Genomic DNA, 24763 nt, shown 5'->3' on the forward strand with positions numbered 1-24763 from the left:
ACCGATTGATATTGCATAAAGACTGAGTGTGGATATCTCCCACCAAGTATGTGGGATTAACTATACCTAATGTTAAGTAGAAGAAATTTGATGTGATCGATTGTTTTGTCTTTTAGCTATTGGCTGGAAGAATTATTGCCTTCAAGGCATATTTAACGTTAATTCACCTTTTATTAACCTTTTCGCTACGCGTTTGTGAGGAATTACCGTCGTCAAAGGTGCCCGGCTGTTAAGAATTTGTTTGCATGCCTGGATACGAGTAGACTGCATCCCCTGTTTGATTTCGGAGTAATTACCATGAGCGAAACGGCAAGCTGGCAGCCAAGTGCACCCATCGCCAATTTGTTGAAGCGCGCAGCGATCCTGACTGAGATCCGGCGTTTCTTCGCCGATCGTGGCGTATTGGAAGTTGAGACGCCAACCATGAGCCAGGCGACGGTTACCGATATCCACCTGTTCCCGTTTCAGACGCGCTTTGTCGGTCCGGGGGCGGCGGATGGCCTGACGCTGTACATGATGACCAGCCCGGAATATCACATGAAACGGTTGCTGGCGGCGGGTAGCGGCCCGATCTATCAGATGGGGCGCAGTTTCCGTAATGAAGAGGCCGGTCGCCATCACAACCCGGAATTCACCATGCTGGAGTGGTACCGCCCACATTACGACATGTACCGGCTGATGAATGAGGTGGATGATTTGCTCCAGCAGGTGCTGGATTGCGGCAGTGCGGAAACCTTGTCCTATCAGCAGGCTTTCCTGCGCCATCTGGATATCGATCCGCTGTCGGCAGAGAAAGCGCAACTGCGTGAAGCGGCGGCCAAGCTCGATCTGAGCAACATTGCCGATACCGAAGAAGACCGCGATACGCTGCTGCAACTGCTGTTCACCGTCGGCGTTGAGCCGTACATCGGCCGTGACAAACCGGCGTTCGTTTATCACTTCCCGGCCAGCCAGGCAGCATTGGCGGAGATCAGTACCGAAGATCACCGCGTGGCAGAGCGTTTTGAGGTGTATTTCAAGGGGATCGAACTGGCGAATGGCTTCCGTGAACTGACCGACAGTCGCGAACAGCGTCAGCGTTTTGATCAGGATAACCGCAAACGTGCGGAACGCGGTTTGCCGCAGCACCCGATCGATAACAACCTGCTGGACGCTTTGCAGCACGGCATGCCGGAGTGTTCCGGCGTGGCGTTAGGGGTTGATCGGCTGGTCATGCTGGCGCTGGGCGCCGAGAGCCTGAGTGAAGTGCTGGCCTTCCCGGTTGGGCGTGCGTAATCGCTAACTTGCGCTAGCGTGAAAACAAAAGGGTTCGGCATTGCCGAACCCTTTTTTATTGTCAGCCTAAAACCCCCTCCTGGGGAGGCGGCGATTGAACCTGTGAGGCTCTGGCCTAAAGGAAACCCATACCGGAATATTCCAGCTTACACCGTGGCGTGTTCATCCTGTAGGCAGGTCAGAACCGCTAAACGTGACAAATGGCCTCATCGGACAAGGGACCCTCCGTATTGCGCGGAAATCAGATGGCGGCTATTTTGATAGAAATGTCAGGCAAAAGATCTCACCGACGGCGAAGGGAGCCACCACACGATGTATATACCCAAAAAGATGATAATGGCTGATAGCGAAAGCATCGCGGCATTTATCGCTGGCAATGGTTTTGGTCTGATGGTCTCCCCTTCGCTGACGGCGACTCATCTGCCCTTCGTGTTTCATTCTGATGAGGGCACGAAGGGCATGCTGTATGGTCACGTTGCCCGAGCCAACCCGCACTGGAAAGAGCTCGATGGCCAGCATGTCCTGGTGGCCTTTACGGGTCCGCACGCTTATATATCCCCGACGTGGTATCAGGCACAGGAAGCCGTCCCCACCTGGAATTATGCTGCGGTACATTGTTATGGCACGGTGGAAATGTTGAATGCCGAAGAGACCGAACAGGCTATGAAGGTATTAGTGAATACCTTTGAGCCGGGCCTGATGGAGAAACGGAGGTTGATGCCGACGGAATTTGTCAGCAAAAAGCTCCAGGCGATTGTTGCCTTCAAAATTAGACTTGATGACATTCAGGCTAAAGAGAAACTTGGTCAGCACCGAAGCGAAGATGACCAGCGCGGCGTATTGGCGGCCCTCGAAAACAGCCCACGGGCCGATAACCTGCAGTTGGCCGATTATATGAAAGCTCGCCATGTCGGCACCGGCGAGTAAACGCCGCGATTTGTCGCCCGGCTAGGCGACCTTCGCCATAGGGCTCAACAGACATAATGCCCCCATCGCGATTTGAATGACGGCACAGGCGATGAATAATGTGCCGATGCCTGCTCCGGAGACAATATATCCTGATGCGGCGAGGCCAAACGGCAGACCAATTTTGAACAGCGTACCCGTGATCCCCATGACTTTACCCAGATTCTCCGTTTTGACGCTTTCCTGCCGATAGGTATAAACGAGAATTGCCGTAATCACCTCAAAAAAACTGACCCAGAAAAATGCAAAAACCAATGCCAATGCCTGATGAGAAAACAAGATAAACAGATAGCCTAATGCCTGGATAATCATCGCGGCGATAATCACTTTCCCTAAACCAAGCCGGTTACGCAAACGCACCGTCAGCAATGATCCCAGTATCCCGCCAATTCCACCCGCAGAAGCCATGTAACCAATATCAACGGCGCTCATCGTCAACACGTTTTTGGCATAATAGATCGACTGCAATGAGAAAACGGCTGAGCTTGTATTCAATATCGCAATAGCAAGCGCCATGTGATAAAGGGGGGTATTAGCTCTCAGGATCCGGCATCCTTCAACTATCGCCTGTCCTATCGAACCGTTAACGGGGAAGACCTCTTTTTCATACGGCATTCTTATCAGGTAACACCAGGCGATAAAAAGGAATAAGGCAATCCATAGGAAAATAATATGCACGGAAGAAAACAAAATGACCACGCCTGACAGTAAAGGCCCTAAAGCCTGGAACAAACTGTTTAAGGACCCCATGCTTGACGTGGCGGCGCTTTGCAATGGCGCGGGGAGGATATGTTTCAACATGCCCATTCTGGCATTCAGGTAACCGAAATTGAACGCCATCATGAAAAAGGCGCAGGGAAACAGCACCCACAGCGGGTTAGGCAACCACTGGATGGCCAGCCAGCCCGATAACAGACACGCCACCTGCCCAATAATCATCCATTGCGACCACACTCTTCGATCAACCCGATCGATCCACGCGCCGATAACTGCCGCCAGCACAATATAAGGCAAAAATTCGACGGCTCTCACCCAACCCATCATTTCGGATGAACGCGTAATATCGTAGATTAATAGCGGCAAAGCCAACTCATACACCTTGCCGCCCAAATTACAAAACAGTGCCCCGGAAAACAGCATTCGAAATTGGCCGTTTTTCCATATTGAATACTCCGCCGCTTTTTCCAAATGAACCTCCTTTGCACATCTGTACTTATGGCTTCGTCAAGATACGGCCGCCATTGTCCCCGAATAGCTTGCTTTCGCGGATCAATTCGCCGTCTTTTTCACTGACTTTGGCATGAAAATCAGAAGAAGGAGGGTGACCGAAGTAGGTCATTGGGAAATCCAATCCGCGGGCTCGCGTTTCATCATAGCGGCTATCAATGTCGACAAAACGCATGACGAAGGCAGTACGCGTTGCAATCTCACCTTCTAATAACGGTTCACTCACATGGATGACATTTTTATTGAAAAGTAAAACATCCCCCAGGTTAAATGAGTCGGTATGCTTGTAATACTCCAGCAATGCGCTCAGCGCGGGTGAGTTAAGGATGCTGTGGCGCAATTCGATATAGTCCTCTAAATCCAGCGAATCTCTGTCCACCTCTGCAAGTTCACGCATCATTTGATCGATAGCCGGATCAATATCCGTATACATAAACTTGCCTGAAATAATATGTTCCGGCACATAGCTCATACCGCCGCCCTGACGCTCGGTGTCGATTTTCGCTAGCGGTACCCACATTGAACAGCCAAAATCTTCGCCACGCTGATAGCCGAAGCTCTGCGTGCCAATGTGCCAGGGAAATCCAGTGTGCTTTTCTTTTTCGATCTGAAAACCCAGCCCCTGGGTGTAGAACAAACTGCGGTTGGCCAACCGGGTTAGCGTTCCCGAAAAACGCTCGTCAGCGAGCAGCGATTTGATAGCCTGATCTTGTTCAAAAATATCGTAACCAACGCGCTTGAAGCCGGTCTGATTTTCATCCAATAACCGCAGATGCTCGGTAATCGAATCCTTGATATGGGAAATCAGCGCAATTGACAGAAATGATCGCAAAACGACGAAGCCATTCTTATTGAATTGCGCCACGTCAGAATCGGTTAATCTGAAGTTATTATTGATTGTTTCGTTCATATTCACGCTCACGATGGTCATTAAGTTGAATGAGGATCAAGCACGGCAGCTGACGACACTATTGCCGGACTCCGTATTTAGGCAGCGAGTAACCGTTCAGTGGCACGCATAAGGTTTGCGTTTGAGTATATTGTTCAAGGCTCCATCGCCCCCCGACAGCCCCGATTCCGCTTTGTTTAAAACCGCCGAACGGGCAACGAATATCCCGAATGAAAGGCGTGTTGATACCGACATTTCCCGCCTGCATTCTTTTGGCAAACGACAATGCACGAGAGTGATCCCGGCTCCAAACCGAGCCGGCCAAACCGAACTGCGTACCATTTGCCAAAGCCAGTGCAGCCGCTTCATCGTCTGCCGTAAAAATACCGATGACGGGACCGAATATTTCATTTTTCGCCAGATCGCTCTGGGGATGAACGTCCGTGAAAACGGCAGGCTCAAGGTAAAATCCCCTTGAATGTTGCGCAGGGATCGCGCCGCCGGCGCGCAAATGGGCACCTTGGCGCTGCGCTTGTTCAATTGCGGCCAACATTTGTGCGCGGTGAGCGGCAGTGATCATCGGGCCGATTTCACTCGCGTCATCGAAAGGGTCACCGATGCGGATATTTCGGGTTCTTTCAATAAACTTACGGCTAAACGCCTCTGCGATGGGACGCTCGACGATAATGCGCGAACCGGCAGTACACACTTGCCCGTTGCTGCTGAATGCGGAAACCAAGGCACCGTCCAGCGCCGCGTCGATATCGGCATCGGCCAATACTATCGTCGGCGATTTTCCTCCCAGCTCCAGTATCGATCGCCGTACCGTATTGGCCGAATACCTTAAAACCTCTTTGCCAACCTGCGTTCCACCGATAAAACAAACCAGATCAATATCAGAATGCTGTATCAATGCCTGCCCTGTCGGCAACCCGGCGCCCTGGATGATATTGACAACGCCTGCCGGCAGGTCAATTTCCTCAAAGATTTGTCCTAACAGGGAAACCGTAATCGGCGCCAGTTCCGAAGGCTTCAAAACGACGGTATTCCCCGAGATCAAGGCCGCCGCCAAATTGATCGATGAAACGGCGAGCGGGCCGTTCCACGGTGTCATAATTGCGACAACACCAAGCGGTACCGGATGAGTAATGTTGAAATAGGCATCTCCGACGGGAATGGCATTGCCAAAAAAGCGCTTTCCTTCTTCAGCAAAAAAACGGAAATGCTCAACGGCGCGTGGGAGATGGCCATGCAGGCACATTTTCGAGAGAAAGCCAGTATCTTCACACTCATATTGGGCAAACAAGGCCAGGTTTTCCTCCAGCGCATCGGCAATCATATGCAGATAAGAGGCGCGTTCCTCTACCGGCATGCGCGACCATGGGCCTTGTTCGTAGGCAGTCCGAGCCGCCCGCACGGCAGCATCCACATCCATTGGCGAGGAAATATTGATGTGGGCAATACGTTTTTCCGTGGCCGGATTGACTGAAAACAGGCTGCCGTCCTCCGTTGATCTGACATGTTTGCCGTCGATAAAGTTAACGATCTCGATCATGACGCCTCCCCCCGCTCAACTCGCCAGGCCTGTCGTTCGGTTTTGGTTGAGTAACTGATTGAATGCACTTTGGAATTTTTCCGCTGCGGCTTCCAGCACCGCATGCGTGTGGCTGGTGCTCAACCAACCATGGGACTTGTGCATATCAATGCCTTGTTGAGCCAGGAATACCTTTAGCTCGCTATATATGGCACCGTTTTTTTGTGCTAACCAGACGGCGTCCTCAGAGGGGGCGATATCAATACCTGCCTTTTTCGCACCAATCAAAATATGAAAGATCGAAGATTGATGAAATAAATGCACGTCAATACCCACCTGGCTGGCTTTGTCGTTAACCGCATCAACAAAGAGCGCAGTATTGCGATCCAGCGTTTTTTGAATTGCTCCGTCAGAGACCAATGCCAACGTGGCCAGCCCAGCAGCGGCGGACAGCGGATTACCGTTAAACGTCCCGGTGTGCAGCACCTTGTCGGTGTGGCTGGCCTCAAAACAGGCCATAATCGCCCGGCCGCCGACAACCGCAGCCCCCGATAAACCGCCGCATAATACTTTGGACAAGGTCGTGATATCCGGCAGGACTCCTGATAATTGCTGCACGCCGCCTGGCGCATAGCGGAATCCGCTCATCACCTCGTCAAAGATCAGCAAGGTGCCGTATTGCCGAGTAATATCGCGTAACCTTCGCAGATAATCAGGATCGTAGGGCAAAGTGCCGCTGCTCCCGCCCCCGGGTTCCACGATCACCGCCGCAGCGTCCCTTGTGGCCAGTGCCATTTCCATCGCCTCAAGATCGTACGGAGGCACCACATGTAAATGGCTGGCCGCGTCGGGATGAGATCCGGTTGGCCATCCCTCAAAAACGCCGGAAAGCGCCTCATCATGCCAACCATGAAAATGTCCATCGACACGCACAATATTGGCGCGATGGGTGTAAGCGCGCGCCAGTCTCATCGCTAAGAGCGTCGCTTCGGTGCCTGAGGCGCAGAATCGAACCTGCTCAGCGCTGGGTATCAATTGAGTGATCTTTTCAGCCCACTGAACCAGGAGGGTATGATTGCCTGACAGGTGCGTGCCTTTATGAAGTTGCGCCGCCACTGCCCGGGTCACGGCGGGATGATTATAGCCAGCAATTAATGCGCCATGTCCCATCCAAAAGTCGGTGTATTGCTGACCTTCGGCATCCCACTTATAGGCTCCATCTGCGCGTTCAAATACCAACGGATTGGCCGTAGCCCAGCTGTCATGAGTCGCTCCACCCGCAATAAACCTTTTCGCACGTTGTTCCCAGGTTTCCATGATTGGCATTACCTCTGGTTCGCAGATGACATAAAATCGGTGATCCGTGGCGCGCGCCTTGGCAGCTGTGAACTTTCATTACCGTAATATTCGAAAATATATTCATAGTAGAGGATAAAATAGTTAACCAGTTGGCGAAGGGTTACGAACGTGCGTTTCACATCGTGCGATGAAACAACCTCGTCATTAGAATAAAGATTTTCGAAAATTGACGACTGGTGGCCCAGTTGCGCATCGATAGAAGCATGTTTTAGGAAGGCACCAAACATCCCCTTGGCAAAGGGATAGAGTGAAATAAGTCGGGAATAATACTCGGTTAACCCTGCCTTGTTGAAATTATCGCCATCTGACTGCATCAATGAAAATATTGAGGTGTAGACTAGCGAGCTTTCCATTCCCACTTCATTGAGGTAATTAATTAAAGCGCGCGTACTGGGTAATGGGTTTGCATTTTCAACCTGTTTTGCCGGAAGCCCATCTTCCGTCAGCCCCTGGAGGAATATCTCTCCGTGATCGGCTTCTTCTGCGTAATGTGCAGCAATCTTTTGCCTGATATCAATTGATTCACGGCAATATGCCACTCCGTTAGCCATATATTCATTGGCAGCATCTACGTAATGGTAGAACTCAATGCCCCATCCGAATATTTGCCGTTCCGTGCATTTTCCGTCATGAACGTTTTGCCAAAAGGGTTGCTGATTAATATGCTTACGCCAGAAAACCACTTCACTTTTCACTAACTCTACCAGTTCAGTACCACTGAGATGCCCCGTATTGTCTCTGTTCATATCAATCAGTATGGACTCGCCGCGCAGATACTCGAGCAGGCTGATGATATCTTCCTGTGCGAAGCCGCTTTTGCGCGACAGGCTTTCAACCGTATTCATTCCATTAATATCATTGAAAATAGCCTGAATCAGCTCGGCACTTTCACCGCTGAAGGCATAGTCGTTGCCCGGCACATGAAGCGTGGCATCTTGCCGATTGATCATCAGCGTGGCATGAGGGAGGCATTTCGGTAATGAATCGGAGGTCAATTCACAAGATACATGACATTTCATAGCAATTCCTGCCTCAGCGATAACGTGAAGGGTTAAGAATCTCTTCGAAAGGGATATGGCTATAATGGTTTTTCATATCGTGCGTCCAAAGCGTTAGCGTTTCGACTAATGTTGCCGCAGAGTTAATCGCCTCATCGGCGCGCTCTTTCTCTAACGTTGATATGCAGGCGCAAACTTTTTCCAACCAATCATTGTGACCATATTCTTCATCCAGATAGGCATGCTCAATGAGCGGTTGAACGATACCGACATTTTCAGGGTCGTAATATTGAATAAGCGCGTTATAAAACACCATGCCATCTTTGCGATCGCCACCGGTAGACTCAAGAAATGCAGAGCAGGCGGCATAAGAAATCGCATCTCTACGACCACATTCACGCATGTGGTTGATAATCGCCAGGGTACTCGGCAAGGGCTGATGATTTAAAACCTGTTTTTTGGTAAAGCCTAATCGCTTCAACGCTTTCATGAAAAACAGGTGATGATTGTACTCTTCGATAAAATGCTGAGAAAAAAGCGCGCGAATCTTTTTATTTTCGTTAGCGGATGCAGTGACTAAGGAAAGCCGTTTGGTCGCCCCTTCAATAAAGTAGAAATTTTCCAGCAACCAGCCGGCAAAGGCAGATTTAGATAACTTCCCTGAGGTTAAGTCATGCCAGAAATCAAGCGTGAACACGTCCCTTTTCCATTTCGGGAAGACTTCCCGGCAGGCTTTGGCGAAATCCTGCGGATCAAGCGTATTTGCTGAAGGCGTTTTTCCTATTTTCACAACGCCAACATCGGTCAATTGCCGCGACAATTCGCGAATATCGTGCTCATCGTAGCAATGTTTTTCCGATAGCAGACTTATGGTGCTTTCACCGTCCATATCCAGTAATAAGTTCTTCAGTTCCCGCGGGCGTTCAGTTTCAATGGTGATATCAGCATCAGTCGCTACAATTTTAACTGCCGTAGGCTGCTCATGAAGTGCAGAGAAATAATTAAGGTAGGGATAGCTCATAGAAATAGCCCCAAGAATCTACAAAGAAAATAAAAAGGCTGCTATATCACACAGCCTTTACCTTATTTAAAGGTTACTTAACCAAGGCACCCAGAGCACGACGCTCTTCTTGGTTGGCTTTCTTTTTAACATTAAGTGAGAACTTGGTCTCTTGTTTCTTGGAGGAAACTGCTTCGGCTTTCTGGTCGTTCTGAATGTTTTGCATAGTATTTTCCTTTAATGTTAATTAACGAAATTACATTAGCGTTACTTTAGTGTAACGGGAATAAAATCTAGGCGGTTAAAACTGCCCTGTCAATAAATCGACAGGAGGAGTAAATGGCATTGTTTTTACAACTTTAAATTAAAATAAAAAATATTTTATTAAAAACAACAGGTTAAAATGAAGGCTGTTTTCTGATAAAAAGATAATAACGCAGCGTGGCACACGCGGAATTATTCATCTGTAACTAATCAGACACATCTAAAAAACCAAAAAAACCTTAAAGTTCAATTAAGATATATAACTCTAATGGGGGGGGGCTACAGGGATATTCATTTTGTTACATTTTCAAAAATGACCGGTAAATTTAATGTTATTAGGCGGTAACATTCAGTTACTTTCTGAATGCAGCATCCGGCCTATACAGAGGCCATAGGTTAGCCATTATTTTCATTACAAATTAACCAGCCCCATTTAATAACAAAAAATTCCATTAAGTTATTATTTAATATGACACAAGTAATCATGGGTAATTAAAAGGACATTAATAGTTCAGAAATAGCATCTGCCCGCGGAAGGGTTAGTGAAGGTGTCTCTTGAGCATTCCAAACGAATAAGGGTATTGCAGCATGTCGAACCGGTTGATATGAGCCATGGAGGATAAAGCCACCTCCTCGGGAGGTGGTCTTTTATTTACAGGCCGCCCGATTCGCGTTTGGTGTTCGGTGGCGGGGTGGAGGGTGGGGTGCGGCCATTGCTGGTCAGGCGCGACAGCGTTTCGCTGCGTACCTGGAACGGCGGGTACGGCAGGGTAATGCCGTGTTCGCGGTAGCCGGCCAGAATCAGCTGATGGATCTCGTGGCGCAATGGCATGCGATGGCCCATCTCGGCCGCATAGATGCGCATCTCGAAGATCTGAATGCCCTGTTGCAGATCGACCAGATAGACCTCCGGCGCCGGGTTGTCCAGCACCAGCGAGCAGCGCTCGGCGGCGTTGAGAAGGATCTTGGTCACCTCTTCGCTGTTGGCATCGCCCGGTGCAGGCACGGTTAGCACCACGCGGGTCAGGTTGTCCGACAGCGACCAGTTGACGAACTGCTCGGTGATAAACGCCTTGTTCGGCACGATGATCTCTTTGCGATCCCAGTCAGAAATGGTGGTGGCGCGAGTGTTGATCTTGGTGACGGTGCCGGTCAGGTTGCGGATCGTCACCGTATCGCCGATACGGATCGGCTTTTCGAACAAAATGATCAAGCCGGAGATGAAGTTGGAGAAAATCTCCTGCATGCCGAAGCCCAACCCCACGCTGAGCGCGGTGACTACCCACTGCAGTTTCGACCACTCGATGCCGATCCAGGAAAAACTGAGGATAGCGCCGAACAGCAACAGCAGATACTTGGTAATGGTGGTGATGGCGTAGCCGGTGCCCGGCGTCAGATCAAGGTGCTGCAACACCGCCAGTTCCAGCAGCGCCGGCAGGTTACGGACCAACTGCATGGTGACGATCAGCACCAAAATGGCGATCAATACCGCGCCCAAAGTGATCGGGTGCGCCGTTTCCACCCCGTTGACCGTCGAGGTTACGTCCCACAGGGAGATGTTTTCCAGGAAGGCGAAGGCGGAATGGATCTCCGACCACAGCACAATCACCGATACCAGCGCGATCATCGTCAAGATCGAACGCACCAGCCGCAGAGACTGGGCGCTGATGGTGTCCAGATCGATCTCCGAGTCATCCACATCCATCGAGCCTTCGGTGCTGTTCGGCGTATGCGGCGTTTCTTCTTCGCCGCGCGCGCGCTGGGCCAGGATATCGGCACGGCGCTGTTTCGCGCGGTCAAAGGCGATGCGCCGCCGTTGGATTAACATCCAGCGGCGAATGATATGGTAAATCACCAACAGGAAGAACCAGATCGCAACCGAGGTTTCCAACCGCGCCAGCAGCGCCTGCGAGGTGGTCAGGTAACCGACGGCGGAGGCCAGCGCGGCCAGCACCGGCGCCGACAGCAGTAACCCCCACAGCGCGGTATTGACCATGTTCTCGCCGGAGCCTTTCTTGTCGAGATAAAGCGGGATACCGGCGCGCTTGAGGCTGTTGGTGACGATGGCCAGCGCCAGGCACAGCAGGATAAAGCACAGCCGCCCCAGCGTATTGGCAAACTCGCGCTCTTTCAGGCTGTCGAAAGTGATCAACGCCATGATCAACGGCACAATCAGCCAGATCGACATCTTGTAGTAACGCATGGCGCGTGAAACCTGCTTCACCGGCCAGCGGAAGTGCACGATAAACAGCCCCTGCGGATGGGCGAAGGCGGCGCAGATCATACAGATCCACAGGATCGGCAGCGTCGCGGTGACGCCCTTGCCAATCGCCTCGGCTACCGGATAGTTCCAGGCGCTTTGCAGGCCAAAACCGAGAGCCGCCCACAGTACCGGCAGCGGCATTGCCACCAGAATCGACCAGAATACGGTGCGCATCGTCAGGAAGAATTCGTCCTGCGTCACCTTGCCGACCCGGCTGTTGGCGCGCGCCAGGAAGGCGTGATAATGCTTGCGTGAGCTGATGCTGAAAATCACCAGCAGCAGGGCGCCGAAGATTGGGATCAACGTTTCTTTGCTGGTCACCATCATCATGAAGGCACCCCCCAGCTGCGCCAGCGTATCCAGCGACAGCAGGCGTGTCAGGTCGTGCGCCACGTTAATCGGATAAGACAGGGTGATCGGGTTGACGTCCGGTACCCAGAACAGATAGCGGTGGGTGGCGTCCTTGATCTCGTTCAACGCTTCAATCAATTGGGTGTTGGCCACTTTCAGCTTGGTCAGTTCGAGGATCTGGGTATCGCAGCCGGAAAGCAGCGAATTCAGCAAATCACGCTGGGTGCGCAACTGGGCTTCAACGATACGCCGCTCCGCGCTGGTCAGTTCGCTGCCGTCGTCACGTTTGAACTCGCGCTGGGAAAGCTTTTCCAATTGGCTTTCAAACTGCAGGCGCTGTACACGCAACTGGGCCATATCGCCATCCAGCTGCTGCGGTTTTGGCATTTCCGGCAGCGTCGCCACCTGGGCGCGCAGGGTTTCCCCCAACGCCGACGACGAGCCGAGCCACTGAGCCTGTTCGATAATGGTGCTCAGCGCCTGGCGCACCTGCAGCGTTTGCGCGGCGGCCTGGCGTTGTTGAGACGAGATCAGATCCATACGCTGCGCCTGATTGTTCAGGGCGGCGGACAGTTCACGGTTGATTTGCAGCTGTTGGCTGATGCTTTTCGGCAGATCGCCGTTTTGCTCCGCCAACTGCTCGGTTTTTTCCAAGGCCAGTTCGGCTTCGCGTTGGCGCTGGGCGTTAAGATTGTTGCGCAGGGCCTGCAACTGGACGTCGAGCTTCTCGTGGCGTTTCTTGTACACCTCGGCGCGCATCCGCGCCAACTCCTGGCGGTTGTTGGCCGACAGCTGCGCCAGCTCAAGCTCATCCACCTTGGCTTTGCGCGCCGCGGCTTCCGTCTGCAACAGCGCCAGAGTCGCCTGGGCGTGCGGGGTGGTAGGGTTGGCGGGCTGGGCTTGCAGGCGACGCTGCACTTCGGTCAACGAGCGGCGTGCATCGGTCTGCTGCTGCGGCAGTTGGCCGAGCGAATCGCTGATCTCCCGCGTGCGCTCCTGTTCTTGCTGCAGCAGACGCGCCTGTTCCAGCAACAGGCTGCTGGTTTGCAGGATCTGTTGTTCCAGATCGCTGGCGGGCAGGTTGTCGCCATTCGGCAGGATTTTGTTGTCTTCCAGCGTCAGCTGACGGCGCAGTTCCTGCGTCATCTTCGGGAAATCGTCGATCACCCGTTGATACTGTTCGGAGCGCGACATCGACTCCTTGCGCTCCGACAGCCAGTTGAGGGCGCTTTGCAGCGCCTCGGTGGTTTCCGCCTGATTAGGCGCGTTTTTGCTGCTCTCTGCCTGCTTCAGCTCCTGTTTGAGCTGAGTCTCTGTGGGCACCGCGGCGGCCAGCACCGGTTGAGACAGTAAACAACCGAGCAGTAGCGTGATAATCAGGCGCACGGCGTCAATTCCTTTAGATCTGCGGCGTTGCTGCGGCTGGCGCAGCCGGGATTTCGGCAAAGGCTTCACCCATGCGGGTGACGGTACCGTTATTCAACTGCGGAGCGAACTGCACGCTGCCTGGGGTAAACAGGTTGATGACGGTGGAACCGAGCTTGAAGCGGCCCATCTCGGCGCCTTTTTCCAGTACGATTGCGCCTTCAGCGCCTTCTGCCGGATAGGTCCAGCGTTTGATGACGCCTTCGCGCGGCGGCGTTACGGTGCCGGCCCAAACGGTTTCAATGCTGCCGACAATGGTGGCCCCCACCAGGATCTGCACCATTGGCCCGATAGCGGTATCAAATACGCAGATCACGCGCTCATTGCGCGCGAACAGGTTCGGCACGTTGGCGGCGGTCAGCGGATTTACCGAGAACAGATCGCCCGGAACGTAAATCATTTCACGCAGCACGCCGGCGCACGGCATGTGGACGCGGTGATAATCACGTGGGGCCAAATAAGTGGTGGCGAACAGGCCGTTACGGAAGGGTTCCGCCAGCATGTAGTTGCCGGCCAGCAGCGCTTCCAGGCTGTAGTGATGGCCCTTGGCCTGGAAGATCTGATCTTCGCGGATCGGGCCGAGCTGGCTGATAGCGCCGTCGGCAGGCAGCGCCAGCCAGTTGGCTTCGCCGATGATGGGGCGCGCGCCATCACGCAGCGGGCGTACGAAGAATTCGTTAAAAGTGGCGTAGGAGGTCAGCTCTGGCTGTTGCGCTTCCTGCATATTCACGCGGTAATAGCGTGCGAAACCCTTCAGTACAAGCTGGGTGAGCCAGCCGGCCTGTTTGTCTGCGCCCCAGCCGGCCAGACGGGTCAGTGCCAGCTTCGGCAACCAATACTGCAATTTTATCTTGATGCTATCCAGCACATTAACCTCTTGAATCAGGGTAAAGGGCGCGCATTGTAACGGTGGCGCTGCCACTGTCAACGCCCGCCCGCAACGATCAGTCTGCGGCGTCCGTGAGGTTTTTGCGAACCTTCACCTGCGCCATGCTTTCCAGAATGCGGTGGTAGTTGTCGAAACGCTCTTTTGCGATATCGCCTTTTTCCACCGCCGCGCGGATGGCGCAACCTGGGTCGGTGTCGTGGCGACAGTCGCGGAATTTACAGCCGCCTAAATAGTCACGGAATTCGACATAGGCTTGGGTGATTTGTTCCGGATCCAGATGCCACAGACCAAATTCACGGACTCCAGGGGAGTCGATCACATCGCCGCCGTGCTGGAAATGGTACAGCCGCGCGGCGGTGGTGGTATGTTGCCCCAGGCCGGAGACATCGGAAACCTGATTTACCAGAATTTGCTTATCGCTTGGCGGCAGCAGGGCGTTCAGCAGGCTGGACTTGCCCACGCCGGACTGGCCGGCGAAGATACTGATACGGTCGGCCAGAGCCTGTTCAAAGGCTTCCATGCCTTCGCGCGTCTGGCTGGAGACTTCCAGCACCCGGTAACCGATATGGCGGTAAATCGCCATCATGCCGTCGACTACCTTGCGCGCCGGCGGATCCAGCAGATCGATTTTGTTCAGAACGATCAGCGGTTCGACCTCGAGCGTTTCGCACGCCACCAGGTAGCGATCGATCATATTCAGCGAAAGCTCCGGCAGGATCGCCGAAACGATAACGATCTGATTGATATTGGCGGCGATCGGCTTCACGCCGTCGTAGAAATCGGGGCGGTTCAGCACCGAGGTACGCTCATGAACCGCCTCGACGATGCCCTTGACCCCTTCATGAGTACCCACGCCGGGACGCCACACCACGCGATCGCCGGTTACCAGCGAACGCAACGTGCGGCGAATGTTGCAGCGATGCTGGGTGCCATCCGCGGCTTCAACATCGGCGTGCATGCCGAAACGGCTGATGACGATGCCGTCTTGCGGCTCTCCCAGTTGGGAATCATCCAGTTCCGGTTTGTTATCAGTGCGCTTCAGGCGACGCTGATGGTTCGCCTGTACGCGGCGTTGTTGACCTTTGGACAGTTTGTTCTTAGTCACTGCGCCTCACTTGAATCGGCTTTTATCGCTCGTGGCGACCAAAAAGGCTATGATACACGCTATTTTATATTAAATAACCGTTGTTAGCCGCTACGCACCGCGTATCGCCGCCGGCAAAAACAGCCGGTGCCGGTCGCCGCCTTGCCCACGCTTTGTTTATCTTTCGGCTTTTACGCAGGAAATATCATGACAGGAAACGAAAACAACCTGATTTGGATCGATCTGGAGATGACCGGCTTGGATCCGGAGCGCGATCGCATTATCGAGATCGCCACGCTGGTTACCGACGCCAATCTGAACATTCTCGCTGAAGGGCCGACAATCGCCGTACATCAATCCGACGAACAGCTTGGTCTGATGGACGACTGGAACGTGCGCACCCATACCGGCAGCGGGCTGGTGGAGCGGGTAAAAGCCAGCCGTTTCGACGATCGCGCCGCCGAACTGGAAACCCTCGCTTTCCTCCAGCAATGGGTGCCGGCGGGCAAATCGCCAATTTGCGGCAATAGCATCGGTCAGGATCGCCGTTTCCTGTTTCGCTATATGCCCGAACTTGAAGCCTATTTCCATTACCGCTATCTGGACGTCAGTACGCTGAAGGAGCTGGCGCGCCGCTGGAAACCGCAAATTCTCAGCGGTTTTAAAAAGCAGGGTACCCATCAGGCGATGGATGATATCCGCGAGTCTGTGGCTGAACTGGCCTATTACCGCGAGCATTTCATCCAGTTGTGATGGTCGCTCAGGCCCCTTTGGGGGCCCGTACCGTGAAAAGCTTTCGATCCCGCCGATTAATTATTAGCCAGTTTGGCGATTTAATAGGCAATCAAACAAAAAACGCGTTTTTTTGCTTTCAGGGGCTTGCGACAAAAAGGATTTCTCGTATAATGCGCACCCCGTACCGATGAAGAATTTCGTTTAGTTCCGACATCAATACGCCGGGCGGGAATAGCTCAGTTGGTAGAGCACGACCTTGCCAAGGTCGGGGTCGCGAGTTCGAGTCTCGTTTCCCGCTCCAAAATTATACGCTGCAGAGCCTTCTGCAGATGACGAAGAAAGGGGCTTATGCCCCTTTCTTCGTTTTTGCGTTGGCGTCGAGTGCAATCGCAGCGCCACAGCAATGACGATTGGCCCGCCTCTCACCTTTACATGTTTCCCTTCAGCGACATTTCTTTCTGGGTAATGCCGTATCTGTGCCGTTCTTTTTCCGGCATCTCCAGGTCTGGCTTTCACTTCCACGGGTGTGTCTTTTAATAAAAAATTAATATGACTTAGTTTATTCCATTTTTCATTTTTATATTTTTAATTCAAAAAATAAGGAGTGTCTGATTTTTTGTTTTTTGAGAAACTATCGTTTCTGTAATTTTAATTTTGGATGTTACATTGAATGAGGCCACGCAAGGAATATGACGCCGCTGGAATATAATGGCAGTGAATATCTATAAGGAAACCTATAGCCAGGCTCACTGCCCTCGACGGCATTGTTCGTTTTTGCATTGCAGGCCGCTTGAGTGCGTTGCCGGCAGGTGTGGCCTGGCGGGTTGCGTGCTAAAGACCGGGCTTCGATAGTGTTCGGCACTCGGAGCGTCATGAAATGGATTTTTGTCAGATGACCTTTTTGGCACGTTACGAAGCGATTCAATGACTTTTGAATCGCTGCCAGCGCGTGCAGAAGGCTGGAGAAAATAATAATGAATCATATATTTCTCAGCGTATTCAATTCGGCTTTACAGGTATTTCAAGCCGTATCTGAATTGACCTCAGGGCGCAGTAATAATGGCGGCAAGGAGATATCCGCCTCTTTGCCTCAGCCCCAGGTTTATCCTCTATTTCGTTATAGTGCCGTTATGCTGGCGCTATTCAGTTCGGGTTTCAGCGTTGCTGAGGAACATGGGCAAATCGTTTTGGACGATCCCAAAGGCAACGTCCAACTTATTCTCGCTCCCGGCGATACGGTGAATCACACTGGCCGCGGGGCCGCCGTTTTGGTGTCTCAGGTTGGCAATAGTTTTGCTGGCGACAACATCGCCATTCGCGCGGACTCCACTGATACCGGTGATACCCCCGCAGTGCTGGCCCGGGCCGGCGGCACGGCGTTTTTGAGCAATAGCGTCGTCGAGAGCGTCGGGACCGGCAATAATGCCCATGCACTGTATGCAAGAGATGTCGGCAGCAGCATTGCAGGCACGGGCGTCGCATTATCCACGGAAGGATTCAATTCGCACGGTGCGATGGCGCAGGCCGGAGGAAAGATCATATTAAATGGCGGGACTATCGCGGTGACGGGGGTCTCAAGTCGCGGTTTGTACGCGAAAGACGCGAAAGCCAGCATTACGGCGAAAAACGTGACTATTACTTCAGCTAAAGGGGGAGGCGTCTACGCAGGGCCAGGGGCTTCTGTTCGTTTAGACCATTCGACCGTCACCACTCAAGGAGACAGTGAGGCGGCGCTTTATGCGAGTGGCGCAAACGCGTTGATTGCTCTGCAGAATACCGACGTCTCTTCAGCAAAAGGGCCCGCCGTCATCGTACAGAGCGGCATCGTTGACATTACGGGTGGCACGCTGACTGCGGCGGGTGATGCGGTCAGACTGACGGCTCTCTATAACGGCCCTTCTCCCGTGATAACGATAAGCGACGCCAAACTGATTACAGGTGGCGAGTTTAGCTATGGTCTCAACCTCAATGCGAAGAATTCGAGCGCTACCATTGCAAATGTGCAGATCCGTGCGCTGGGCCCTTATGGTTCCGGTGCCTGGTTACCTTCCGTCGGTACCCGCCTGACGGCAAACCGCTTCGATATCCGCGCCGATTATCTCGGTATAGATAACCGTGCAGGAACGGTCTTATTGGATGAGGGCGTCTTGACGACGGAAGGCAGTAATGGCCATGCGCTTTATGTGGCAGCCTTAACCAATAATAAGGCCACAACCACGGCGAAAAAGGTGCAGATCGAAACACAGGGCGCGGGGGCTATCGGCGCTTTGTCACGATTCAGCGGATCGTCACTCGATCTTGAAGACGTGGACATCAAGACCTACGGCACCAAGGCTTACGGCCTCTATGCCGCCGGAAAAGGGGCCAGTCTGACGGCGCGTAACACTAGGGTCACTACCTCAGGGGCTTCCTCGGCCGGTTTGTTCATCGGCAACAGCCCAACGGTCAACTTGAATAATGTCCAATTAACGACGACAGGGGTGCAATCACAGGGTATCTGGAGCTACGCCACTGCCGAGGATATCACTAATACTCTCTTTTTGGCCGAGGGGTCGCGGGTCGATACGCAAGATGGCCTGGGGTTGTTTGCCAACGGTGGCAATCATGCGTTCTTCCTGGAGCATTCAGTCATCACGGCAAGAACGGAAGGTGCCGAAGATCAAGGCATATTGCTGTATGCCAACTCTGCCAAGATTATCGATCAAGGCGAAGAGAAAGAGGTTAAAACGGGCACTGTCTTGTTGGATGCGAAGCATAGCCAACTAACGGGCGATATTCTGATAGATAGCGGTTCTGCCAAGATTTTATTGAGCAACGGTTCCCAGTGGGTCGGCGCCGTGAACCAACGCGAACAAGGTCGAGTTAGTCTTTTGTCATTGGATAGCGGCAGTGGCTGGAATGTACGGAATAATTCCACGCTGGAGATATTGAAAAATGACGGCACAGTGGCTTTCTTGGCGCCAGGTGGCAACGGCCATTTCAAAACGGTGGCGGTTAATCACTACCAGGGAGATGGAACGTTGGTGCTGAATACCCGGCTCGGTGATGACAATTCGCCGACCGATCGGCTGGTGATTGATGGTGGAAAGGCGGAAGGGAAAAGCCGATTACGCGTTATCAATGCCGGCGGTACCGGTGATTTTACTCAGCGTGGCATACGCCTGGTTGAGACGATTAACGGTGGCACAACGAATGTGGACGCGTTTCGACTTGATGCCGGCTCAACGGGTTATCGAGCGGGAACGGCCACTCTGGCCATTAATGGCTACGATTACAGTCTGGTTCGCGGCGGGAATAAAGGCGTGGCGGATGACTGGTACCTGACCTCGACTTATACGCCGCCGATAACGCCTCCAACGGTTGAGCCCCCGGTGGTAACGCCTCCAACGGTTGAGCCCCCGGTGGTAACGCCCCCAACGGTTGAGCCTCCGGTAGTAACGCCCCCAACGGTTGAGCCCCCGGTAGTAACGCCTCCAACGGTTGAGCCTCCGGTAGTAACGCCTCCAACCACAGTGCCGCCGCCAGTTGCACCGCCAGAGGAAATTGTTGTTCCCCCGGTGGTTCCCGGCATGAGCAATGTGTCACCGGAAAGCGGCGCTTATATCGGCAATCAGCTTGCCGGCGTCAGGCTGTTTATCCATAACCTGCGAGATCGCGTTCCCGTTTCTGCAGAGGGTCATCTTGCGCCAAACGAACCTGGGCTATGGGTCCGCACCCAGGGGCGACATGATAAAGGAATGCGTATGGCTGAGGGGCGGGTCGGTATGACATCGGATAGCTCTCTCCTGCAACTGGGTGGGGATGTGCTTCGCGTCCCTCTGAGGGAGAATGGCGCGGTTCACGTGGGCGTGATGAGCGGATACGGCACTGTGCGCACGGATTCCGTTTCCACTTTGATATTGCCGGATCGAGACAGCAGTGCGCAGGCCAAGGCAAAGGGGAAAATGTCGGGGTATGCCGTGGGGGTGTATGCCACTCTTTACGAAAATGACGCGACACATCAAGGGGGTTATGCAGACGCCTGGTTGCAATATGGCCGCTATTCCAACCAAATAGGCAGTGAGCTGGGATCAGCGAGTTACCACTCGAACGTGTGGTCCGCCTCGTTGGAGGCGGGTTATGCGGTGGCGTCATTCTCGGCCGGTTCCGCGTTGAGCGGCCTGGTAATGGAACCGAATGCCCAATTCGTCTACAGCAATTACCGCGCTTCGGATGCGGCATTGCAAGGAACGCGTATGAGGAGCGGTGCCGATAACACTTGGCTTGCGCGCGCCGGCTTGCGCGTTTATCCCCAGCGCGAAACAGGCATTCGCCCATTTGTGGAAACCAACGTATTACATTATGGCGGAAAGGCATCGGTGCAAATGGGAAGTTCCGCGTTGGATGCCGCACTGGCACGCAGCATGCTCGAGATGAAGCTCGGTGCGGCGGGAGATATTGAACAAAATCTTCAAGTCTCGGGGCATTTGTTCGGCCAGGCGGGCAATAATGGCCACCAGGGATATGGCGGGATGCTAAACATGCGTTATCGGTTTTAGTTGATATAACGCTACGCGTGTCCGGTCGGCAGGCCGGGCAGCGTAATCCGTTAGCGCCGATAGGCGGGCTGTCAGAGGATACCTTCGCTGACTTATTGAGCAAATGCTCCCTAATTTGCATTTTTCACCGTGCGGGGGGTTGCCAAGGAGCGATGACTAGTCCATAATGCAGTCCATTGATTCGAGAGTGATTAAAAACTTTATAGAAATCAATAAGATAGAGATAAATAATTTAATTTATTTCCTATTTGCTATTCAGCAAGGCTGCTTATGCGGCATGATGAATAAAAAAGTTTCAAGAAGTACCCATGCGACGCGGGAATAGCTCAGTTGGTAGAGCACGACCTTGCCAAGGTCGGGGTCGCGAGTTCGAGTCTCGTTTCCCGCTCCAAAAAATTCAAAGGCCATGTTGTTGCTTGATGGCCGGATGCTCAAAGCATCTCAATGCGGGAATAGCTCAGTTGGTAGAGCACGACCTTGCCAAGGTCGGGGTCGCGAGTTCGAGTCTCGTTTCCCGCTCCAATTTTATCTTCGATTTACCTAAGCCCACGCCTTTACCGGCGCGGTTTTTTGCCTCCCCGTACACACCCCGTCAAAATGTTGTGAACAGAGTTATCCACAGGTAGCGCTCATAATACCCTCAGTTCAAAAAATCAACGCCACAGAAATGAAATATATATCTAATTGATTTATAGCTATATTTTTTTATCGGAAAACGTTATGCCGATCACTTGCTCTTTTTGTTGCACTTGAAAGACAAAGCATTTTTATTTTTATGCACAAATCCACAGAGCGACTATCGGGAACGGAACAACGGATCCGACAGGGTTTTATGCATCCCTCGGTAATCCTTTTTCCACAGCCCGTATCAATCGTTTTTTCTGCGTTGTCTGCACTTCTACGCCCTGCGCTTCCCGTCGCGCCAATTGCTGCTCAAGCGCCCAGTCAATATGCTCGTCCAGCATGGGATCCTGGCGCAGCCTGGAACGTAACGCTATCACTACGGCATCCTGATAAGGGGCATTGCCCAGCGCCACGGCAATATTGCGTAGCCAGCGCAAATGGCCGATACGCCGGATGGCGGAGCCTTCGGTGATGCGCAGGAATTTCTCTTCCGTCCAGCCGAACAGTTCAATCAACTGCGGCGCATGCAGCGCAGCGCGCGGGCTGAAATCATCTTCGTCGGTGAGCTGGGAAAAGCGATTCCACGGGCAGATCAACTGGCAGTCATCACAGCCGTAAATGCGGTTACCCAGCAGCGGGCGAAATTCTTCCGGGATGGCGCCCTCAAGCTCGATGGTCAGATAGGAGATGCAGCGGCGAGCGTCCACGGTGTAAGGAGCGACAATCGCGCCGGTTGGGCAGGTGGTGATGCAGGCGACACAGCGGCCACACTGTTCCTGCTGCGGCTCATCTACCGGTAGCGGCAGATCGATCAGAAGTTCTCCGAGAAAGAACCAGGAACCGGCTTCGCGATTGAGAATAAGTGAGTGCTTGCCAACCCAGCCAATGCCCGCCTTGGAGGCTAATGCGCGCTCCATCACCGGGGCCGAATCGACAAAGGGACGAAAATTCAGTTCGCCACAGTAAGCCTGGATCTGATCGCCGAGCTTTTTCAGCCGCTGGCGCAGCAATTTATGATAGTCCCGCCCCAGCGCATAGCGGCTGACGTAACCCAACTGCGGATTATTCAGGGTGCTGGCAAAGGCCGCTTTCGCCGGCAGGTAGTTCATGCGCACGCTGATCACCCGCAGCGTACCGGGCAGCAGCTCATGCGGCCGTGCGCGCAGCATGCCATGGCGCGCCATCCACTCCATTTCGCCGTGGTATTGCTTGTCCAGCCATGCCTGCAACCTGGGTTCTTCGGCGCTCAGATCGGTATCGCAAATGCCTACCTGCTGGAATCCTAGCGATTGCCCCCATTGCTTGATATGTTGGGCGAGTTGATTGAGATCGAGGGGGTGTGTCATGACGGGCCACAGTGAAAAACAATACACCGACAGTTTATCACACTCTGTCTGGTCTGCGGACTGGATCCGACGGGCAGAACCTGCCGCCGCCGCCTCGCTCGGTATTTCACTCTACGATTTGATGCTGCGTGCCGGTGAGGCGGCTTACGCCCTGGCGCGCGACCAATACCCGGCCGGCAGCCACTGGCTGGTGCTGTGCGGCCACGGTAACAACGGCGGCGACGGTTACGTGGTCGCCAGACTGGCTGCAGAGGCCGGCGTAAAAATTACGTTGATTGCCTGCGAGGGCGCGCGGCCCTTACCCGTTGAGGCCGCCGCCGCCCGGCAGGCCTGGTTGAATGCCGGGGGTGAAATTCATCCGGCTGACAGCCGCTGGCCGGAAAGTATCGATCTGATTATCGATGGCCTGCTCGGCACCGGGCTGAATACCGCCCCGAGATCGCCCTACAATGCCTTGATTGAGGCTGCTAATCGCAGTTCAGTGCCGGTTATCGCGCTTGATATCCCCTCCGGGCTGTTGGCGGAAAGCGGTGCTGCGCCCGGCGCGGTCATCCGCGCCACGCACACCGTCACCTTTATTGCCCTCAAACCGGGTCTGTTAACCGGTCAGGCGCGTGATTGGGTCGGGCAACTTTATCTGAGTAGGCTAGGATTATCGGGCTGGCTGGCAAAGCAACCGGCGCAGATTCATCGGGTTACCGCAGACTCGCTGCCCCAGTGGCTGAAGCCGCGCCGGCCCTGTTCGCACAAGGGTGAACAAGGGCGCGTGTTGCTGGTGGGCGGCGATCACGGCTTTGGCGGGGCGATACGTATGGCGGCAGAGGCCGCACTGCGCAGCGGTGCAGGATTGGTGCGAGTACTCACTCACATTGAGCATGTCGGGCCACTGCTTACCGCTCGTCCTGAGCTGATGGTGCAACGTCTGAGCGACGATACGCTGCAACAGGCGCTCAATTGGGCGGATGTGGTGGTAGTGGGGCCGGGGCTGGGCCAGGGCGAATGGGGTCGGAATGCGCTGAAAGTGCTGCAAGCCAGTGATAAACCGGCATTATGGGATGCCGATGCGCTGAACTTGCTGGCATTAAATCCCGAGAAGCGTCAGAATCGCGTGATTACCCCGCATCCTGGGGAAGCTGCGCGCCTGCTGGGGTGCAGTACCGCTGATATTGAGAGTGATCGCTTACTTGCAGTGCGCAAGCTGGCGGCGCAATACGGTGGCGTGGCGGTGTTGAAAGGTGCCGGTACGCTGATTGCCGATGAGCGGGGCGAGATGGCGATAGCGGACGTCGGCAATGCGGGCATGGCCTCCGGCGGTATGGGGGATGTGCTGTCGGGCATTATCGGCGGTTTGCTGGGGCAAAAGCTCTCGCTGTATGATGCAGCCTGTGCGGGGTGTGTCGTGCATGGCGCAGCTGCCGATCGCATGGCGGCAAGACATGGAACAAGAGGGATGCTGGCGAGCGACTTACTGCCTGAAATCCCTTATTACGTTAATCCTGAGTTGGCATAATAGAAACTATCGAATGAAAGAACTCGTTTTACCTCTGCCGGATGAGGCAGCGACTGTCGCATTAGGCGCCGCCTTGGCCAAGGCGTGCGATCGCGCCAGCGTAATTTATCTTTACGGTGACCTGGGCGCCGGTAAAACCACCTTCAGCCGTGGTTTTCTGCAGGCTTTGGGGCATCAGGGCAATGTTAAAAGCCCAACCTATACGCTGGTCGAGCCCTATGCTCTGCAGCCACTGGCGGTATACCATTTTGATCTGTATCGGTTAGCCGATCCGGAAGAACTCGAGTTTATGGGCATTCGCGATTATTTTGCGCAGGATGCCATTTGCCTGGTTGAATGGCCGCAGCAGGGCACCGGCGTGTTGCCGGATCCGGATCTGGAGCTGCACCTCAGCTATCAGGATCAGGGGCGTGAGGCAAAAATTCAGGCGGTTTCCGCCTACGGTAGCCAGCTTTTAGACCGTATCCACGGGCCACAGGAATGACG

The 24763-nt window shown here is 53.6% G+C and carries 17 protein-coding genes and 3 tRNA genes; 9 read left to right on the forward strand and 11 right to left on the reverse strand.

Going from position 1 to position 24763, the window contains the following annotated elements; genetic code table 11:
• Nucleotides 1-297 precede the first annotated feature (297 nt).
• Together epmA and JK621_RS00775 are read left to right on the forward strand one after the other, a co-directional pair.
• A complete protein-coding gene (gene epmA / locus JK621_RS00770; RefSeq protein ID WP_006322023.1) occupies nucleotides 298-1275 on the forward strand; it encodes an elongation factor P--(R)-beta-lysine ligase in 978 nt (325 codons plus the stop codon).
• A 312-nt stretch (nucleotides 1276-1587) separates the two neighbouring features.
• Entirely contained in the window at nucleotides 1588-2202 is a 615-nt protein-coding gene (locus tag JK621_RS00775; RefSeq protein WP_212558252.1) for an FMN-binding negative transcriptional regulator, read from the forward strand.
• A 21-nt stretch (nucleotides 2203-2223) separates the two neighbouring features.
• Here JK621_RS00775 and JK621_RS00780 read toward each other — a convergent pair whose 3' ends face one another.
• From JK621_RS00780 to rsgA, 10 genes are all read right to left on the reverse strand, one after another.
• Nucleotides 2224-3429, reverse strand: a complete 1206-nt coding sequence (locus tag JK621_RS00780; RefSeq protein WP_212558253.1) for an MFS transporter — start codon at nucleotides 3427-3429, stop codon at nucleotides 2224-2226.
• A gap of 25 nt (nucleotides 3430-3454) precedes the next feature.
• Entirely contained in the window at nucleotides 3455-4378 is a 924-nt protein-coding gene (locus JK621_RS00785; RefSeq protein ID WP_212558254.1) for a phytanoyl-CoA dioxygenase family protein, read from the reverse strand.
• A gap of 58 nt (nucleotides 4379-4436) precedes the next feature.
• Nucleotides 4437-5912: an aldehyde dehydrogenase family protein gene (locus JK621_RS00790; protein ID WP_212558255.1), complete on the reverse strand. Its 1476-nt coding sequence runs from the start codon at nucleotides 5910-5912 to the stop codon at nucleotides 4437-4439.
• A 15-nt stretch (nucleotides 5913-5927) separates the two neighbouring features.
• A complete protein-coding gene (locus JK621_RS00795) occupies nucleotides 5928-7208 on the reverse strand; it encodes an aspartate aminotransferase family protein (protein WP_212558256.1) in 1281 nt (426 codons plus the stop codon).
• Nucleotides 7209-7216: 8 nt separating this feature from the next.
• Nucleotides 7217-8269, reverse strand: a complete 1053-nt coding sequence (locus JK621_RS00800) for a hypothetical protein (protein WP_212558257.1) — start codon at nucleotides 8267-8269, stop codon at nucleotides 7217-7219.
• Between the two features lie 13 nt (nucleotides 8270-8282).
• Nucleotides 8283-9269 carry an iron-containing redox enzyme family protein gene (locus tag JK621_RS00805; RefSeq protein ID WP_212558258.1) on the reverse strand — a complete coding sequence of 329 codons (987 nt, stop codon included), beginning with the start codon at nucleotides 9267-9269 and terminating at the stop codon, nucleotides 8283-8285.
• A 73-nt stretch (nucleotides 9270-9342) separates the two neighbouring features.
• Complete coding sequence (locus JK621_RS25450) at nucleotides 9343-9474, reverse strand: hypothetical protein (protein ID WP_258534162.1); 132 nt, start codon at nucleotides 9472-9474, stop codon at nucleotides 9343-9345.
• Nucleotides 9475-10164: 690 nt separating this feature from the next.
• Nucleotides 10165-13512, reverse strand: coding sequence for a miniconductance mechanosensitive channel MscM (gene mscM / locus JK621_RS00810; protein ID WP_212558259.1), 3348 nt, complete (start codon nucleotides 13510-13512; stop codon nucleotides 10165-10167).
• Between the two features lie 13 nt (nucleotides 13513-13525).
• The gene (asd, locus tag JK621_RS00815) at nucleotides 13526-14419 is read right to left on the reverse strand and encodes an archaetidylserine decarboxylase (RefSeq protein WP_212558260.1); all 894 of its coding nucleotides are present in this window, start codon (nucleotides 14417-14419) and stop codon (nucleotides 13526-13528) included.
• Between the two features lie 76 nt (nucleotides 14420-14495).
• Entirely contained in the window at nucleotides 14496-15545 is a 1050-nt protein-coding gene (gene rsgA / locus JK621_RS00820) for a small ribosomal subunit biogenesis GTPase RsgA (protein WP_126479786.1), read from the reverse strand.
• Between the two features lie 186 nt (nucleotides 15546-15731).
• On the opposite strand from rsgA, the gene orn reads away from it, so the two are divergent.
• From orn to JK621_RS00845, 5 genes are all read left to right on the forward strand, one after another.
• The gene (gene orn / locus JK621_RS00825; protein WP_212558261.1) at nucleotides 15732-16277 is read left to right on the forward strand and encodes an oligoribonuclease; all 546 of its coding nucleotides are present in this window, start codon (nucleotides 15732-15734) and stop codon (nucleotides 16275-16277) included.
• Between the two features lie 207 nt (nucleotides 16278-16484).
• A tRNA-Gly gene (locus tag JK621_RS00830) sits at nucleotides 16485-16560 on the forward strand.
• 673 nt (nucleotides 16561-17233) lie between these two features.
• On the forward strand, nucleotides 17234-20797 hold the full coding sequence (locus tag JK621_RS00835; protein WP_212558262.1) for an autotransporter outer membrane beta-barrel domain-containing protein: 3564 nt from the start codon (nucleotides 17234-17236) through the stop codon (nucleotides 20795-20797).
• A 315-nt stretch (nucleotides 20798-21112) separates the two neighbouring features.
• A tRNA-Gly gene (locus tag JK621_RS00840) sits at nucleotides 21113-21188 on the forward strand.
• A gap of 55 nt (nucleotides 21189-21243) precedes the next feature.
• Nucleotides 21244-21319, forward strand: a tRNA-Gly gene (locus tag JK621_RS00845).
• A 308-nt stretch (nucleotides 21320-21627) separates the two neighbouring features.
• On the opposite strand, the gene queG is transcribed toward JK621_RS00845, so the two are convergent.
• The gene (queG, locus tag JK621_RS00850; protein ID WP_212558263.1) at nucleotides 21628-22767 is read right to left on the reverse strand and encodes a tRNA epoxyqueuosine(34) reductase QueG; all 1140 of its coding nucleotides are present in this window, start codon (nucleotides 22765-22767) and stop codon (nucleotides 21628-21630) included.
• Here queG and nnr point away from each other — a divergent pair.
• Entirely contained in the window at nucleotides 22766-24277 is a 1512-nt protein-coding gene (nnr, locus tag JK621_RS00855; RefSeq protein ID WP_212558264.1) for a bifunctional ADP-dependent NAD(P)H-hydrate dehydratase/NAD(P)H-hydrate epimerase, read from the forward strand. The two genes, queG and nnr, sit on opposite strands and share 2 nt — an antisense overlap.
• 13 nt (nucleotides 24278-24290) lie before the next feature.
• Nucleotides 24291-24761: a tRNA (adenosine(37)-N6)-threonylcarbamoyltransferase complex ATPase subunit type 1 TsaE gene (tsaE, locus tag JK621_RS00860; RefSeq protein WP_006317431.1), complete on the forward strand. Its 471-nt coding sequence runs from the start codon at nucleotides 24291-24293 to the stop codon at nucleotides 24759-24761.
• Nucleotides 24762-24763 lie beyond the last annotated feature (2 nt).

It is taken from the genome of Serratia plymuthica, from assembly GCF_018336935.1.
Classification (GTDB): domain Bacteria; phylum Pseudomonadota; class Gammaproteobacteria; order Enterobacterales; family Enterobacteriaceae; genus Serratia; species Serratia plymuthica_B.

What these genes read in the sequence shown, in the direction of transcription:
- orn (WP_212558261.1), top strand. Translation starts at nt 15,732, where the DNA reads ATGACAGGAAACGAAAACAACCTGATTTGGATCGATCTGGAGATGACC.
- nnr (WP_212558264.1), top strand. Translation starts at nt 22,766, where the DNA reads ATGACGGGCCACAGTGAAAAACAATACACCGACAGTTTATCACACTCT.
- JK621_RS00785 (WP_212558254.1), bottom strand. Translation starts at nt 4,378, where the DNA reads ATGAACGAAACAATCAATAATAACTTCAGATTAACCGATTCTGACGTG.
- JK621_RS00805 (WP_212558258.1), bottom strand. Translation starts at nt 9,269, where the DNA reads ATGAGCTATCCCTACCTTAATTATTTCTCTGCACTTCATGAGCAGCCT.
- JK621_RS00795 (WP_212558256.1), bottom strand. Translation starts at nt 7,208, where the DNA reads ATGGAAACCTGGGAACAACGTGCGAAAAGGTTTATTGCGGGTGGAGCG.
- tsaE (WP_006317431.1), top strand. Translation starts at nt 24,291, where the DNA reads ATGAAAGAACTCGTTTTACCTCTGCCGGATGAGGCAGCGACTGTCGCA.
- queG (WP_212558263.1), bottom strand. Translation starts at nt 22,767, where the DNA reads ATGACACACCCCCTCGATCTCAATCAACTCGCCCAACATATCAAGCAA.
- JK621_RS00790 (WP_212558255.1), bottom strand. Translation starts at nt 5,912, where the DNA reads ATGATCGAGATCGTTAACTTTATCGACGGCAAACATGTCAGATCAACG.
- JK621_RS00835 (WP_212558262.1), top strand. Translation starts at nt 17,234, where the DNA reads ATGAATCATATATTTCTCAGCGTATTCAATTCGGCTTTACAGGTATTT.
- epmA (WP_006322023.1), top strand. Translation starts at nt 298, where the DNA reads ATGAGCGAAACGGCAAGCTGGCAGCCAAGTGCACCCATCGCCAATTTG.
- JK621_RS25450 (WP_258534162.1), bottom strand. Translation starts at nt 9,474, where the DNA reads ATGCAAAACATTCAGAACGACCAGAAAGCCGAAGCAGTTTCCTCCAAG.
- JK621_RS00800 (WP_212558257.1), bottom strand. Translation starts at nt 8,269, where the DNA reads ATGAAATGTCATGTATCTTGTGAATTGACCTCCGATTCATTACCGAAA.
- JK621_RS00775 (WP_212558252.1), top strand. Translation starts at nt 1,588, where the DNA reads ATGTATATACCCAAAAAGATGATAATGGCTGATAGCGAAAGCATCGCG.